At 66.5% G+C, this 15,659-nt stretch carries 13 protein-coding genes; 7 read left to right on the top strand and 6 right to left on the bottom strand.

Annotated elements, in window-relative coordinates:
• Positions 1-8 precede the first annotated feature (8 nt).
• A complete protein-coding gene (locus tag C5F75_RS04455) occupies positions 9-1,046 on the top strand; it encodes a hydrolase (protein WP_059578575.1) in 1,038 nt (345 codons plus the stop codon).
• The gene (locus C5F75_RS04450; protein WP_059578578.1) at positions 1,039-1,626 is read left to right on the top strand and encodes a DUF2946 family protein; all 588 of its coding nucleotides are present in this window, start codon (positions 1,039-1,041) and stop codon (positions 1,624-1,626) included. Before C5F75_RS04455 ends, C5F75_RS04450 begins: the two co-directional genes overlap by 8 nt.
• 39 nt (positions 1,627-1,665) lie before the next feature.
• Here C5F75_RS04450 and C5F75_RS04445 read toward each other — a convergent pair whose 3' ends face one another.
• Positions 1,666-3,360 carry a M48 family metalloprotease gene (locus tag C5F75_RS04445; protein WP_060011305.1) on the bottom strand — a complete coding sequence of 565 codons (1,695 nt, stop codon included), beginning with the start codon at positions 3,358-3,360 and terminating at the stop codon, positions 1,666-1,668.
• 271 nt (positions 3,361-3,631) lie between these two features.
• Here C5F75_RS04445 and moaC point away from each other — a divergent pair, with 271 nt between their 5' ends.
• The 5 genes from moaC (at position 3,632) to C5F75_RS04420 (ending at position 10,438) form a co-directional block, all read left to right on the top strand.
• A complete protein-coding gene (moaC, locus tag C5F75_RS04440) occupies positions 3,632-4,120 on the top strand; it encodes a cyclic pyranopterin monophosphate synthase MoaC (protein ID WP_050014564.1) in 489 nt (162 codons plus the stop codon).
• Positions 4,121-4,240: 120 nt separating this feature from the next.
• Positions 4,241-6,928, top strand: coding sequence for a type VI secretion system Vgr family protein (locus C5F75_RS04435; protein WP_059578582.1), 2,688 nt, complete (start codon positions 4,241-4,243; stop codon positions 6,926-6,928).
• Positions 6,921-7,787, top strand: a complete 867-nt coding sequence (locus C5F75_RS04430) for a calponin homology domain-containing protein (RefSeq protein WP_059578584.1) — start codon at positions 6,921-6,923, stop codon at positions 7,785-7,787. The genes C5F75_RS04435 and C5F75_RS04430 overlap by 8 nt, the downstream gene beginning before the upstream one ends.
• 79 nt (positions 7,788-7,866) lie before the next feature.
• Positions 7,867-9,018, top strand: a complete 1,152-nt coding sequence (locus C5F75_RS04425; protein WP_059578587.1) for a WD40/YVTN/BNR-like repeat-containing protein — start codon at positions 7,867-7,869, stop codon at positions 9,016-9,018.
• Between the two features lie 70 nt (positions 9,019-9,088).
• Positions 9,089-10,438 carry a glycosyl hydrolase gene (locus C5F75_RS04420; protein ID WP_104011931.1) on the top strand — a complete coding sequence of 450 codons (1,350 nt, stop codon included), beginning with the start codon at positions 9,089-9,091 and terminating at the stop codon, positions 10,436-10,438.
• Positions 10,439-10,461: 23 nt separating this feature from the next.
• On the opposite strand, the gene C5F75_RS04415 is transcribed toward C5F75_RS04420, so the two are convergent.
• From C5F75_RS04415 to sucD, 5 genes are all read right to left on the bottom strand, one after another.
• A complete protein-coding gene (locus tag C5F75_RS04415; RefSeq protein ID WP_059578589.1) occupies positions 10,462-10,812 on the bottom strand; it encodes a TonB family protein in 351 nt (116 codons plus the stop codon).
• Between the two features lie 451 nt (positions 10,813-11,263).
• Positions 11,264-13,042, bottom strand: a complete 1,779-nt coding sequence (locus C5F75_RS04405; RefSeq protein WP_059578593.1) for a PglL family O-oligosaccharyltransferase — start codon at positions 13,040-13,042, stop codon at positions 11,264-11,266.
• A gap of 155 nt (positions 13,043-13,197) precedes the next feature.
• Complete coding sequence (locus C5F75_RS04400; RefSeq protein ID WP_059578595.1) at positions 13,198-13,794, bottom strand: pilin; 597 nt, start codon at positions 13,792-13,794, stop codon at positions 13,198-13,200.
• Between the two features lie 95 nt (positions 13,795-13,889).
• A complete protein-coding gene (locus tag C5F75_RS04395) occupies positions 13,890-14,594 on the bottom strand; it encodes a TerC family protein (RefSeq protein WP_059578598.1) in 705 nt (234 codons plus the stop codon).
• Positions 14,595-14,751: 157 nt separating this feature from the next.
• Positions 14,752-15,633 carry a succinate--CoA ligase subunit alpha gene (gene sucD, locus C5F75_RS04390; protein ID WP_006477916.1) on the bottom strand — a complete coding sequence of 294 codons (882 nt, stop codon included), beginning with the start codon at positions 15,631-15,633 and terminating at the stop codon, positions 14,752-14,754.
• Positions 15,634-15,659 lie beyond the last annotated feature (26 nt).

Genomic DNA, 15,659 nt, shown 5'->3' with positions numbered 1-15,659 from the left:
GGGCGATCATGAGTACGGCTTCTCCGCCCACCTCGCCGCTGACCGGGGCCCCGGCCCCCGCCGACGACACACTGCGCTATCGCGCACCGCGCTGGCTACCCAACAGCCATGTGCAAACCATCGTGCCGGCGCTGTTCGCGCGGCGTCCGGTTGTCGCCTACCGGCGAGAGCGATGGGAAACGCCCGACCACGACTTCATCGATCTCGACTGGGTCGCGCACCTCGACAGCGCGGCGCCGGCGCCCGACGCGCCGCTGTTCGTGCTGTTCCACGGCCTCGAAGGCAGCTCCGGCTCGCACTACGCGCTCGCGATGATGGCCGCCGCGCGCGCGAAGGGCTGGCACGCCGTCGTCCCGCACTTTCGCAGTTGCAGCGGCGAGATCAACCGCCAGCCGCGCTTCTACCATCTCGCGGACAGCGCCGAGGTCGACTGGATCCTGCGCCGGCTCGCCGGGCAGCATCGCGGGCCGCTGGTCGCGGCCGGCGTATCGCTCGGCGGCAACGTGCTGCTGCGCTGGCTCGGCGAGCATCGCAGCGACACGTCGATCGTGCGCGCCGCCGCCGCGATCTCGACGCCGATCGACGTGCACGCGGGCGGCCGCGCGCTGTCGCAGGGGTTCGCGATGGTCTACACGCGCAGCTTCCTGAAGACGCTGAAACGCAAGGGACTCGCGAAGCTCGAGCAGTATCCGGGGCTGTTCGACCGCGACGCGATGCTGCGGGCCGTGACGATGCGCGACTTCGACGAAGTCGTGACCGCACCGCTGCACGGCTTCGCGAACGCGGACGACTACTGGACACAGGCCACGACCCGCCCGCTGCTGCGCGCGATCGACGTGCCCACGCTGCTGCTCAACGCGCGCAACGATCCGTTCCTGCCCGAGTCCGCGCTGCCGGGCGCCGCCGACGTGTCGCCGGCCGTCGAGCTCGACCAGCCCGCGCACGGCGGCCATGCGGGCTTCATGACCGGCCCGTTCCCCGGCCGCCTCGACTGGCTGTCGGCGCGGGTGTTCGGTTATTGCTCGAAATTCGTCGACCATGGATGACATCGTCAGGCAGGCGCTCGCCAAATGGCCGAACGTGCCGCATTGCACCGGCTGGCTGCTGCTCGACCGGCGCGGCACATGGCGGCTGCGCGACGACGCGGCGCAGGCGGCCGGCGAGCTCGGCTCGCCGGTCCGGCATGCGGCGCTGAACGCGTTCATCGGCCGCAACTACGCATGCGACGCGCAGGGCCAGTGGTTCTTCCAGAACGGGCCGCAGCGCGTGTACGTCGAGCTCGCCTATACGCCGTGGATCGTGCGGCTCGCCGAACGCGACGGGCAGCTCGCGCTCACCGACCAGACGGGCGCCCCGTTCGAACCGGACGCAGCCTGGCTCGACGACGGCGGCGGCGTGCTGTTTCGCGAGGCCGGCACACCCCCGCGCATCGCGGCGCTGCACGACCACGATCTCGGGCTATTCGCCGATCACGCGGATTTCGATGCCGAGCCGCCCATGCTGCGTTGGCGCGACGGCCGCACGCTGCCGCTCGGCAGCATCGCCTGTGCCGACGTGCCTGCGCGGTTCGGCTACGTCGCGAGCCCGGCGCGCCACGCATGCGACGCCGCCGGCAGCAGCAACTGACCCGCCCCGGCGCCGTCGGCGTTCGCCCCGTGGCGGCCGCTACCCGCGGCCGTTCTTCTCGTCGTCGCGCTCTTCCTTGTAGCGCGCCTCGAACTCCAGCAGCCGCGCGCCGATGATCGACTGCTCGTAGAACGACACGTCCTTCGCATCGCGCGCTTCCTTCAGTTGCCGGATCGCCGACGGCCACGCGCCGTCGAGCGCCAGTTTCTCCGCCAGCGCCCGGCGCCGCGCGAGCACGTCGCCCTTGCCGTCGCTCGCCTTCGCGAGGTAATCCCACCAGTCCGGCTGTTCGGGGTCGGCCTTCGCTTGCGCCCGGGCGAGCGTCTGCGCTTCGGCGAAACGGCGCGCGGCGAGCAGCGCCTGCAGGTGCGCGACGATCGCCGCGTGCGACGCCGGCCAGCGCCGCTGCGCGAGCGCCGAGAGCCGCACCGCGTCGTCGGTGCGGCCCGCGCGGCGGGCGATGTCGGCGGCCAGCACGTCGAGGCTCGGCGAACTCGTCGCCGGATCGTCGTCGCGCCGCTCGCGCGCGTCGAACGCGCCGCGCGCCGACGCGAGCGCCTTGTCCGCCGTGTCGTACTGGCCGAGCAGCGTGTTCGCGAGCGCGATGCCGTACCAGTTCGCCGCGACGTTCGGCGCGGTGCGATCGTCGATCTCGAGCTGCATCCGCCGCGCCTCGGCCGAGATGTCGGTCGGCGCCCGGTTCTGCAGCACGCGAAGACGCGCACGCACGAACCCGTATTCGGCCGACTGGCGCGGCTGCCGGTACGGCGCGCGGCGCGCGCGATCTTCCATGTCGGCAATCCGCTCGCCGGTCAGCGGGTGCGTGCGCGCATAGGCCGGCACGCCCGCATCGCCCATCGACGCGCGGTCGAGCCGCTCGAAGAAGCCCGGCATCCCGTACGGGTCGTAGCCGGCCCCCGCGAGCAGCTGGAAGCCGACGCGATCGGCCTCCCGCTCGGCCGACCGCGAGAAGCGCAACTGGTTGTCGACCGCATACGCCTGCCCGCCCATCGCGATCGCGCTGCCGAGATCGCCGCTGCGCGCGAGCACGCCGGCCAGCACACCGAGCAGCATCGTCGCCAGCGCCGTGTAGCCGGTCTTCTCGTTCGCGCCGATCATCCGGGCGATGTGCCGCTGCAGCACGTGGCCCATCTCGTGGCCGACCACCGATGCGAGCTCCGATTCCGTCTGCGTCGTCACCACCAGCCCGCTGTTGATCCCGATGAAGCCGCCCGGCATCGAGAACGCGTTGATCTGCGGATCGCGTACCGCGAACAGGTCGAAGTCCGGCGTGTAGCCGCCGATGTAGCGCGCGGCCGCCGCGGCCGCGAGCCGCGCCGCCATCGCGTTCAGGTAGTCGCGCACGAGCCAGTCGTCGAGATAGTCGGGATCGCGCCGCACTTCGCGCATCACGCGCTCGCCGAGCCGGCGCTCGGCTCGCGGCGTCAGCGAACCGCCGGAGCCATCGCCGAGATCGGGCAGCTCCAGTGCACGCAGCGGCGCGCGCAAGCTCGCGACGGGCGCCGACGCACCGGCCGCGCCCGAGAATCGGCTCTCCGCGCCGCCGTATGTACCGAACACGCCGGTCGCGATGCCGGACGGCACGGTGGAAATCGACGTCCCGCCGCCGGCCGCCGGCTCGAGCGGTGGCGCGGATGCGCTCTGAGCATGGCCGCCCGGCGGCAGCGCGAGCGCCGCCGACAGCGACACGGCAAGCAACTGTTTGACACGCATGGCAGGATGAAAACGACGCCGTCCCGCGCGAGCGGCGCGCATCGCGGCGTTTGGTCTGAATATTCGGGTCATTGTACCGGCGCCGCGACGACTGTCCCGTGCCGCGCGTGCGTCATCTGCGCCCCCGGCGACGCAGGCGCCGCTGCTATGATAGGCGCCCGTCGCGAGGCTGGATCGGTTCGCCGCGTCGGCATGGGTTCCGGTACCCGGCCGATCGCGAAGCAGCGATCGACGGACGTGCGCGCGCACTCCGTTCTCACAAGAGGAAGACATGTCAGGACTCACCCATTTCGATGCCGCCGGCCATGCGCACATGGTCGACGTCGGCGACAAGCAGGAAACCCGGCGCATCGCGATCGCGCGCGGCACGATCCGGATGCTGCCGGCCACGTTCGCGCTGATCCGCGACGGCAAGGCCAAGAAAGGCGACGTGCTCGGCGTCGCGCGCATCGCGGCGATCCAGGGTGCCAAACGCACGGCCGACCTCATCCCGCTGTGCCACCCGCTCGCGCTCACGCGCGTGGCCGTCGACTTCGAACTCGACGACGCGCTGCCCGGCGTGCATTGCGTCGTGCAGGTCGAGACGTTCGGCCGGACCGGCGTCGAGATGGAAGCGCTGACGGCCGTCCAGGTCGGGCTGCTGACCGTCTACGACATGTGCAAGGCCGTCGATCGCGGAATGGTGATCACCGACGTGAGCGTGCGGGAGAAACGCGGCGGGAAGTCGGGGGACTGGAAGGCGGAAGACGCGGCGGGCTGAACGGCCGGGCGCGGCCGGCCCGCAAATTCGAGATAAAGCCGTTTATCTCATACAATTACCGGATTCCGCACGAGAGAGCGTGCGAACCAGCAAAACAGCACAACAAAGCGAGCCCTGGTGATGAATTCGCAAGCGTCAAGAAGCGCGTTGCTGGCCGGACCGGTCCAGCACGAGCGCCTCGTCAAGCTGGATACCCCGCTCGGCCCTGACGTCCTGTTGCCGCAGCGGGTCACGGGCCGGTCGCGGCTCGGACGCCATTTCGAGTTCACCGTCGATACCGTGTCGGTATCCGACGACGTCGAACTCAAGAAACTGATCGCGCAGCCGGTAACGCTGTGGATCCAGCAGGCCGACCAATCGTACGCGCCACACCACGGCTACGTGCATGCGGTCCGACGGCTCGGATCGGACAGCGGCCTCACGCACTTTCAGGTCGTTTTTGCGTCGTTCCTGCACTTCCTGAAATTCCGCCGCGATCAGCGGATCTGGCAGGACCGGTCGGCAGACGACATCATCGCCGACGTGTTGAACCAGCACCCGCAGGCCAAGGGCCGCTTCACGTTCAAACTCTACCAGCCGCTGCCGTCGCGCTCGTTCTGCATGCAATACGAGGACGACTGGAATTTCGTCCATCGCCTGATGGAATCGGAAGGCCTGTACGGTTTCTGGGAACAGGACGACGACGGCAAGTCGCACCGACTCGTCATCGTCGATCGCCTCGATGCGTTGCCCGCGCTGTCGCCGCGAACCGTGCGCTTTCATCACGCGGGCGCGGGCGACGAAGCCGACACGCTCGTCCAGTTCGCCGGTACGCGCACGCTGCGAAGCGTCGCGCGCACCACGCGCACGTTCGACTACAAGCAGCCGCCCACCGCGTCGAATCCGAAGGCCACTCACACGCCGACGATCGCGAACCAGGGCGACCTGCCGGGGCAACTCGAAGTCTACGAATACACGGGTGCGTACACGTATCCCGAGCAGTCGCGCGGCGACCATCTGTCGAAGATCTGGATGGAGGAACAGGAATCGCACGCCAAGCGCTTTCACGGCGTCGGCGGCGTGCGACGCATGGACGCGGGACGCACGTTCGAGTTCGCCGATCATCCCGAACATGACAAGGACGATGCCGGTCAACGCGAATTCGCCGTGATCGAGACGACGTGGATCATCGTCAACAACCTGCCCGTGGCCGACGAGTCGGCCGTTTTCCCGCACAGCCTGCAGGCCGAAATCGGCCGCCTCATGCGGGAAACCGATAACGACCTGTCGCGCGTGCGGCATCCCGACGGCAGCGAGGGCTTCTTTCAGATCCGCATCGAAGCGCAGCGCACGACGGTGCCGTTCCGCAGCCCGTTCGAGCATGCGAAGCCGCCGATGCACCTGCAATCGGCGATCGTCGTCGCCCCGCAGGGCGAAGAGGTTCACACGGACGAGCTCAACCGGGTCAAGGTCCGATTCCACTGGGACCGCGTGAACGACGGCGACGAAAAGGCGTCGTGCTGGCTGCGCGCCACGGCGTCCGATTCGGGCAATGGCTACGGCGCCGTTCACCCGCACCGCGCCGGCGAGGAAGTGCTGGTCGATTTCCTCGGCGGCGACTGCGATCGCCCGATCGTCGTCGGCAAGGTCTACAACGGCGCGACGCGTCCGCAATGGCACAGCAACGGGCTCCTGTCCGGATACCGGTCAAAGGAATATGCGGGCGCCGGCTACAACCAGCTGGTGCTCGACGACGCGACCGCACAGAACCGCGTGCACCTGTACAGCAGCCAGGCCAACACGCACTTGCACCTCGGCTACCTGATCGACCACACGGGCAACAACCGCGGCAGCTATCTCGGCAGCGGTTTCGACCTGCGTTCCGACGCATACGGCGCGGTGCGCGCGAACCGCGGGCTGTATGTGACGACGCATCCGAAGCAGGCGGCAAGCCAGCCGCTCGACGTCGACGAGACGCGGGAGCAGCTCGTGCGCGCGCAAGGGCTGATCGACGCCATGTCGCAGGTCAGCGCGCAGCATCAGGGCGAATCGCTCGACGCCGGCCACACGGCGCTGAAGCAGTTCAGCGATGCGACGCAGCACAGCGTGGGCGGCAACAGCGCCGGCGGCAGGACCTCAGGTGGCGGAACCGGCTCGGCCAATGCGTTCAAGGAACCCGTGATGCTGTTCGGCAGCCCGGCCGGCATCGGGCTGTCCACGCAGCAATCCGCGCAATTTGCCGCGGACCAGCACATCAACCTCGTCAGCGGGCAAAGCACGCACGTCGCCGCCGGCAAATCGCTGATCGCCAGTGTCCTCGACCGGATCAGCCTGTTCGCGCAGAACGCTGGGATGAAGCTGTTCGCCGGCAAGGGCAAGGTCGAAGTGCAGGCGCAGGCGGACAACATCGAGCTGACCGCACAGAAGGCGCTGAAGCTGATCGCCGTCACGCAATCGGTCGAAGGCGCCGCGGCGAAGGAGATCCTGCTGACGTCCGGCGGCGCTTATATCCGCATCGCGGACGGCAACATCGAGGTGCACGCGCCCGGCAAGATCGACATCAAGGGCGCGCAGCATGCGTTCAGCGGCCCCACCCACCTGTCGCAAACGATGCCGACGCTGCCGAACTCCAGCGGCAACTACGACCAGGCGTTCATCGCGCACTGGGCCGGCACCGACATTCCGGTCGCGAACACGCGGTACCAGATGTTCTCGAACGGCAAGCTGATCTCGGAGGGCGTCACCAACGCGGCAGGCGAGACGGGGCTCACGCAGAGCCACGTGCCGCACGACGTCGTCGTCAAGTTTCTGGGGAAATCGAATGGCTGACGGACAACACGACAAGGTGCTCGGGACAGGTGCGGCGATGCTCACCCCGACGGGATACCAGGATCGGCCGAAGGTGCAGATCAACATCTGCGACAAGCATGTGACGCCGGCACCGAAATGGGTCGTCGGTACCTGCCCGTTTTACTATCGGCCGCTTCACGGCGAATACTGGGAGACGGTCCAGAAAGTCAGTATGTCGAGCATATGGGAAACCGTGAAGAAGTTCGCCACGTCATGGGATCCTTGGAAAGACAAGAAGGTCGCCCAGGAATTGCTGCATCGGCGCGAAAACCTGATCAAAACGGAAAGCACGGATTCCGACTGGTCGCGCCACGGCAACTTCATGATGCGTCATATCGGGTGCGGACATAAACCACCCGATTACTACGTTAGTTACGGCTACTACTATTGCTCCGACTATGGCAAGAATCTTTACCCTCGACTCAGCCGCCAAGGGAAAGCGTGGTTGAACAAAGCGCGGAAATTGCTTCAGGTCAACATGGAAGACGGCCTGAATCAGAACATGATGGGCGACACGATCCAGATGGCCAGTCCGACACCCGGAAACGGTAGCGTCGACATGACGTGGCCACAGTTCGAACTCGAAATGAACACAGAAAAGTTCAAGGAATTCGCATTCAAGACGCACCCGATGGCCTATCTCGACGGCGGATTGGCAGACCTGCCGATCATGGATCTAGTCAAGATCGGGATGCGCCCGAACATTCAGGAATGGGGCGACGGAAGAACGTGGGGACAGGCAGTCGATTCGGCCATCCCCGTGCTCAGGAACAAGGCCGACGCATGGGACGTCGATGATCCGGTCGGCAAGGCCCTCGGAAGGCTGCTGGTGAAGTGACATGCGAAAAAGCAAACAATGGCTTTTGATCGCGGGATGCGCGCTCGCTCTACCGATCGCTATTTACGGATATACGGAAATGACTTCAGGGTGGGAAACAGTATCGACCGAATTCATGCGCAACGAGAAGCCGTACGGTGCGGGCGCATTTCGCGTACAGCGCAACGACTTCATGTCATTGAAGGTCGCACGACCGGAACTCACGTTCAAGCCGGAAAGCGAGCAGAAGAACCCTGACGTCGCGGAGTTCGCCGAACCGTGGATGGACGATTCGAACCAACGGCTGAACCGATCGACCGTGAGTTTCCTGCGCGGCACGCTAGGCGGCAGCTCCGTGCGTCACTTTCAGGAACCGGGCCAGACCGCGTCATGGTGGTACTCGCCTGACTGGCGAATCCTGTACGTAAGCACCGGCTGGATGGATTACGCGGCACCGCGCCCCGGCGACGGAGCGGCCCCTCAGACGACCAAGCTCTGGAAGTCGAGCGATGGCGGTCAGCACTGGACCCAGCTCGAATGGCCGGCGAACCGCAACATCAACCGCTTGCTCTTCATAGACTCGCAACGAGGCTACGCCATCGGCTGGGGGCCGCACGTATGGCGAACGGCAGACGGCGGGCAAACGTGGCAGGAAATCACGGAGCCACCTGGTGCCGCCGTCCAAGGCAAGCCGCGCGGGACTTTCGACGGATCCAGCCTCGGTCCGGACGGCATATTGCGCATCGCCTATCAGGTCGAAAACGCCGAACATCGGCAACCGGCAGCCGTTGTCTGGCGGCTCGCGTGGAGTCAGCAGGATTTCGTCCGGGAAGCGGTGCTGCCCGGACAAGTTGTCGTCAGCCTCGAATCGCCACCGGCACCCGTCCGCAATTACGCGGTGTATGCGTTGTCGCGTACAAGCGGCGAATCCGGCAGTGGTCGTGGTGCGGGCGTCATTTCGACCTGGACCAGCGAGCATCCCGATCACATCCAGCAGCTGCATGCGTTCGACAGCTCGCTGACGCTCAACGGACTAAGCGCGGGTCGCAACGGCGTCCTGCTGGTTCACGCGACCGATCCGAACGTCGCGAACGGCGGTGGCGCGCCGATCGATCTGACCATCAGCAGCACCGACGGTGGGAAGACATGGCGGCAAACCGCCGACAAGGCTTCGCAGGGCGGCTACTTCGACCCGGAAACGAATACGCTCTATTCGGTGTTTGCCTACACACTTCGGAAACGGCAGTTCTGATCGCTACCAGACGCATTTGCCGTGGGCCGGGTCCGCAGAATCGGACGACGCCTGCGGCATGATCGGCCTCATGCCCTCTTCTCCATTGACTCCAGCCCACCCCGTGCGCAACCGGTCCAGAGCGAAGTGGCTGACAGCCATCGCGATCGGCAGCATCGTAGTGATTCTGCTGTTCGAAAACACAGGCCCTCGATGGGAAACCGTTTCGTCGAAGGTGACGTGGCCCGACCGACCGGCGGGTGTAGGTGATTTTTACGTCACCGGCAATGAAATCATGTCGCTCACGGTCGCCGACCCTGTGGTGACGCTGAAGCCTCCCGGCGAGTGGAAGAATCCAATGGTCGCGGAACCCACCGAAGCGTGGATGAACAACGCAGCAGAAACCCTCAATCGGCGGACCGTAAATTTCTTCCGTGGCACCCTCGATCAAGGGCTGCAGCGCTTCTTGCAAGCGCCGGGCCAACACACGGCGTGGTGGCATTCGCGAGACGGTCAGGTCCAGGTCATCGGCGTCGGCCGGACTAGCTACACGGCGCCACATCCGGCAGACGGCCTCGTCTCGCAGCAAACCCGTGTCTGGAAATCGCTCGACGGCGGCCGTCACTGGTCACCGCTCGACTGGCCCGAGCACGAGGATATCGCTCAGTTGCTCTTCATCGACGCGCGACGCGGTTATGCGATCGGTCGGGGCCCGGCCGTGCGGCGAACATCCGACGGCGGCGTGTCCTGGCAGCGGATTGCACTACCGCCGGATGCAGCCGTCCGCGGTGCTCCCTGGCGCAGCTTCGCAGGAGTAAATCTTGGGCCCGACGGCACCCTGCGAGTGACCTACCCTGTCGACCGGTCGGCTACGGCCCCTGCCCGCAGCGTCGTATACCGACTCGCGCCAAATCAGCAGGCGTTCGTTCTCGATACCGTCTTACCTGACCAGACCGTCACTCGACTCGTGTCTGCGCCCGCCACGGCTGGCGGCTACGTGCTTTACACGCTGTCTCTCCTCGATAACGAGAGCGGCGAGGATACTGCACCGGATCGCGCACGCCGGACCGGCGTGCTTTCGACGTGGGCGAACACGCGCCCCGACCAAGTCCGGCAAGTGACGACGTTTGACAGGAAGCTCATCCTGAGCGGCCTCGACGTGGGCCGCGATGGCCTATTGCTCGTCTATGCGACCGACCCCGGGCAGGCAATCGATGATCCACCGATCCCCCTGATGATCAGCAGCACTGACGCAGGCAAGACCTGGAAGCAGAATATCGACGCGATCGTCTATCACACTCGGTATTTCAATCAGGATACGAACACGCTGTACTCGTTGCTCGATGAAAGACTGAGGAAACTGTCGTTCCCGGTCCGAAATAACCGTGCCTTACAAGACCGAATCCCGCTGCTACGACGGGAGACTCAATTCGATGAATAAATCACTGCGCCGCGCCGCGCTCGTCATTCGGCGCGCCGCGGCTCGAACACGAACGGTTGCGTGAGCAGGAACGGATTCGCCGTCGCGCCCGTCTGCGTGCAACTCGCGTGCGTCATCGCCTCGACGGCCGCGCGATCGGCCGCCGCATTGCGGCTGCTCGTCGTCACGGTCACGTTCTGCGCTTCGCCGGACGTCGTCATCAATGCGCGCACCAGCACGGTCGCCTGGCGCGTGAGCGGCTTCGCGGTATCCGGATAGACCGCGCGCGGAATGTGGCAGGTCAGCTTGCTTTCCTGCGACGACGTCAGCATCGCGCAGCCAGAAAACAGCATCGCGACGGCGGGCAGGATCAGGTAGGTTGAGCGGATAGCCATGGTCGAATATCGTTCTTGAGTACTGGTCTGGGCACGCGCGCCGCACGACGGAAGCCTTCCCCGGCCGCGCCGCGTGTGTCGCACCGCGCCGCGGCCATCGGACCGGCGCCCCGTTACGGCCGCACGGCCGAGCGACGCTCGACCGCGATCCTGTTCGTGGAATGTCCCGGATAGCCGCGGGCGTTTTCTACGCTCGCACCGGTTAGCCCCGCGCCGCTTTCATGCGAGCGCTTTCGCGCATTGTGCACGCGCCACCCGGTCAACGGCGGCGATTTGACAATGGTTGACGCGAATCGCCGCCCATTCGAGCGGACTCCACGCGATCCGCGATGTAATCGATACCCGACCGGCGTGGCGCGTTGCGCGTGCACCGGGCCGCGGGGCCCGACGTCGATCCGCCTTCATCGCAACCGATAGACGCCGGTATTCCCCGTGCCGGCACGCGCAGCCGTCAATCCGAATCGTCGTCGTCCGAGTCGTCGCCCGCGTCGGCCGGCGCTTCCCCGTACTTTGCTGCCAGTGCGGCCCGGAACGTCTTCAGCGTCGGCTCGTCATCGCACAGCTTGTACAACGCGGCCAGCTGTTGCGGCCAGTCCTTCAATTCCTTTGCAAACACATGCAGGCGCGCGACGGTATCGAGCGCGTCGGCTTCGCGGCCGGCCAGCGCCTGCAGCACCGCGTAGCGGCGCAGCACCGTCTCGCCCGGCAGCAGCGCGATCGCGCGCTCGTGCGCGGCGAGCTTGAGCGGCAGGTTCTCCGACGAAATGGTGAGCAGCGTCGCCGCACCGTAATCGCCCCATGCGCCGAACAGCCGCGACGGCGCATCGCGATACTGCGCGGCCGGGCTGCTGCCGTAATAGAGCACTTCCGCGCGCTGGTAGTCACGCAGCACCGGCACCGCCGCCAGCACGCCACCGAACGACAGCACCGCGAACAGCCCGAATGCCGCGCGCCCCGGCAGGATGCGCAGCGGCTTCACGTCGAGCAGCCCGATCACGAACATCGCCGGCAGCAGGAAGAACATGTATTGCTGCGGATACTCGACCAGCGCATGCATCAGCAGGATGCCGATCAGCGCGAAACCGAACACGCGCATGCTCGACTGCGGCGCCCGCACCGCGCGCACGAACCACGCGACGAGCGTGACGGCGAGCACGCCGAGGCCGACCAGACCAGACTTCGCGAGCAGATCGATGAAGATGTCGTGCGAGTTGTTCGCGATCTCGACGCCGCCGAGCGTGCGCGCGAGCGCAAACTGGTGCGACGGGAATTCGCCCCAGCCGACCCCGAGCAGCGGATGCTCGCGGAACATCGCGAGCCCGTACTTCCACAGCGCGAGGCGCGGCGCGATCTGCCCGGCGTCGCGCATCCGGTCGGCTGCCGACTCCGCGAGATTCAGGTGGTAGTGCACGTTGGCCCAGCGCACCGCGACGTTGACCGCGATGAATGCAACGGCGAGCACGACCGGGATCAGCCACGCACGCGCATTGCCCTGCGTGCGGCGCGATTCGACCCACGCCATCCAGAACCCCGCGACGACCATCACCGCGACCTGCAGCCACGGCCCGCGCGACACCGTCAGCGCGAGACCGACCGACAGCACGATCGACAGCGCGAGCCATGCCCACACCGCGAGCCGGCGCGTCTGCACCAGATACAGCGCGCCCGCCATCGCGAACGCGATATAGCTGGCCAGATGGTTCGCCTGCGCCATGTTGCCGTACGGACGGCGGTCGACCGCGATGTTGTACACCACGACGAACGGCGAGACGGCCGACTCGAGGTGGAACAACTGCACGATCTGCGTGCCGACCGCGAACACGCCGCCGACGAGCAGCGCACCGGCCATCATCCGCGACACGGTTTCCGCGATCCCGTCGCGCGCGAGCGCGTAGCCGGCCTGCATCGCGACGAGCGCCGCGGCCAGATAACCGAGCGCCAGCCAGTTCATCGACGGCACCTTGAGCGGGATCAGCGCCAATTGCGCGATCAGCACCACCGCGAAGCCAATCGGCACGACGAACGCAGCCGGCGCGGCGAACGGCTTGACCGGCCGGCCCGTGCGCGCGAGCAGCACGACCGATACGCCCAGCAACAGATACAGCACGAGCGCGGAAAACTCGGAATAGAAGGTCGGGATCGGATACGTGTGATTCGTGATCGCATACGGCACGATCAGGGCGACAGCCAGCGCAACGAGCGACAACGAACGGGAAAAAGTAGAAGGCATGAGCGAACCGGGTGTCAGCAACCGGCGCACTATACAAAACTTTCCCCGCTCTGTGCGGCGCACGCGCGATGAACCGCGGCGCGGCCGCCGCCGCATCGGACACGCGGCGGCCGGCTTTGCGCACGGGCCACCGCCCTTCCATACCGGCGGCGGCGCTACGCACGGCACTCCGCGGGCGCATATTTCGCGGGCAGCGTCGCGGCGTTACCCGGCAACGGCCCCGCTCCCGGCGCGGGCAGCGACGATGCCTCCTTGCCGGCGGCGAAACATTCCCACGCGATCGCGCCCGCCTGTATCGCCCCCTTTTTGAGCGGTACGCGCGCGGTGGGCGCATCGGCCTTGTCTGGCGCGGACGGTACGAGCACCAGCGTATTCGCGCCAGCCGCGGCGACGCGGGGGGTAAACGCGACCGTGATCTGGCCGGTGGCGCCGTCGATCGCAACCGATTCGACGTTGCGGGTCGCGGCAGGCGGGCTGTAGCCGCCGTCGAGGCTCGCGCCGCTCGCCGCGTTGTCGGCAACCGCGAGCCGCGCCGACGACGCGAGCGCAAGGCCCTCGCCGACGCGCGACCGCGCGAGGTAATCCTGGTACGCGGGAATTGCATAGGCGGCGACGACGCCGACGATCGCCAGCACGATCATCAGTTCGATCAGCGTGAAGCCGGCCGGCCGCCAGCGCGGCGACGGCCGGTTCGCGCGCCGCAGGTCGGCGGCAACGCGACGAAACAGGGAAACGGAAAAAGCTTCGAACATGACAGGCTCCGGAAACGAAAAACGCCTGCCGATACAGGCAGGCGTCTCGATCGTAGCCAGCGGGCCGCGAAGCCGACAGTCGGCCGGATGGCCAGTCAGGGCGCGTGCGTCACGCCGCGGCGCTTCCTGAGCGCGTAACCGATCGCCACGACGAACAGCGCGCCGGCGATGCTCGCGCCATAGACCACCGACGGCGAATCGAGCACCGGCCAGCGGTCGCCGACCGGGTCGTTCACGATCAGCCCGCCCGCGATCCAGCCGAGCAGCCCCGCGCCAAGCGCCACGACGACCGGGAAACGGTCGAGCAGCTTCAGCACCAGCGTGCTGCCCCACACGATGATCGGCACGCTGACGACGAGCCCGAAGATCACGAGCGCGAGCCGGTGCGACGGATCGGCCTGCTCGGCCGCGCCGGCGATCGCGATCACGTTGTCGAGGCTCATGACCGCATCGGCGATCACGATCGTCTTCACGGCATCCCACAGCCGGTCGGCCGGTTTGATGTTGTCGTGCGCGTCGGCGGCCGGCGCCATCAGTTTGATACCGATCCACAGCAGCAACAGCCCGCCGCCGAATTTCAGGAACGGTACGTCGAGCAGCGCGACCGCGAACGTGATCAGCGCGACACGCAGCAGGATCGCCCCCGCGGTGCCCCAGACGACGCCGCGCAGCCGCTGGTTCGCCGGCAGGTTGCGGCACGCAAGCGCGATCACGACCGCGTTGTCGCCGCCGAGCAGGATATCGATGATGACGATCTGGAGAATGGCGCCCCAGTGCAGCGAGGTCAGGAATTCGAGCATGGAGGTGAGGAAAGGACAACGGCCGCCTCGCGGGCGACCCGGTTCATCGCCGGCACATGCATGACGCATGCCCGGTGCTTACGAATTCATTGCGGGAGCATAACAAAAAACGCCGGCAAAGCCGGCGTTTTCTGCAGGACGAGCCCAACGGAAACAATTACAGCGCCTTCTTCAGCAGACGGCCCATTTCCGACGGGTTGCGCGTGACGGTGATGCCGCACGCTTCCATGATTTCCAGCTTCGCTTCGGCCGTATCCGCACCGCCCGAGATCAGCGCGCCGGCGTGGCCCATGCGCTTGCCCGGAGGCGCCGTGACGCCCGCGATGAAGCCGACGACCGGCTTCTTCATGTTGTCCTTGATCCACTCGGCGGCGTTGGCTTCGTCCGGACCGCCGATTTCGCCGATCATCACGACCGCATCCGTATCCGGATCGTCGTTGAACATCTTCATCACGTCGATGTGCTTCAGGCCGTTGATCGGGTCGCCGCCGATACCGACTGCCGACGACTGGCCGAGGCCGAGTGCCGTCAGCTGCGCAACCGCTTCGTACGTCAGCGTGCCCGAACGCGACACGACGCCGATGCGGCCCTTGCGGTGGATGTGACCCGGCATGATGCCGATCTTCAGCTCGTCCGGCGTGATCGTGCCCGGGCAGTTCGGCCCGAGCAGCAGCGTCTTGCGGCCTTCGCGACGCATGCGGTCCTTCACTTCGATCATGTCGCGCACGGGGATGCCTTCCGTGATGCAGATCGCGAGATCGAGGTCGGCTTCGACCGCTTCCCAGATCGCAGCGGCCGCGCCTGCCGGCGGCACGTAGATGACCGACACGGTCGCGCCGGTTTCCGCCTTCGCTTCCTTGACGCTCGCGTAGATCGGAATGCCTTCGAAATCTTCGCCGGCCTTCTTCGGGTTCACGCCCGCGACGAATGCTTCGCGGCCGTTTGCGTATTCACGGCAGGCGCGCGTATGGAACTGACCGGTTTTGCCGGTAATGCCCTGCGTGATGACCTTCGTGTCCTTGTTGATCAGAATCGACATGTATTTTGACCTCTGTTCGATGGGCG

The organism is Burkholderia anthinoferrum, from assembly GCF_002925705.1.
GTDB lineage: Bacteria > Pseudomonadota > Gammaproteobacteria > Burkholderiales > Burkholderiaceae > Burkholderia > Burkholderia semiarida.
The sequence above is the reverse complement of the archived record's forward strand: the minus strand, read 5'-3'. Positions and strand labels throughout refer to the sequence as shown.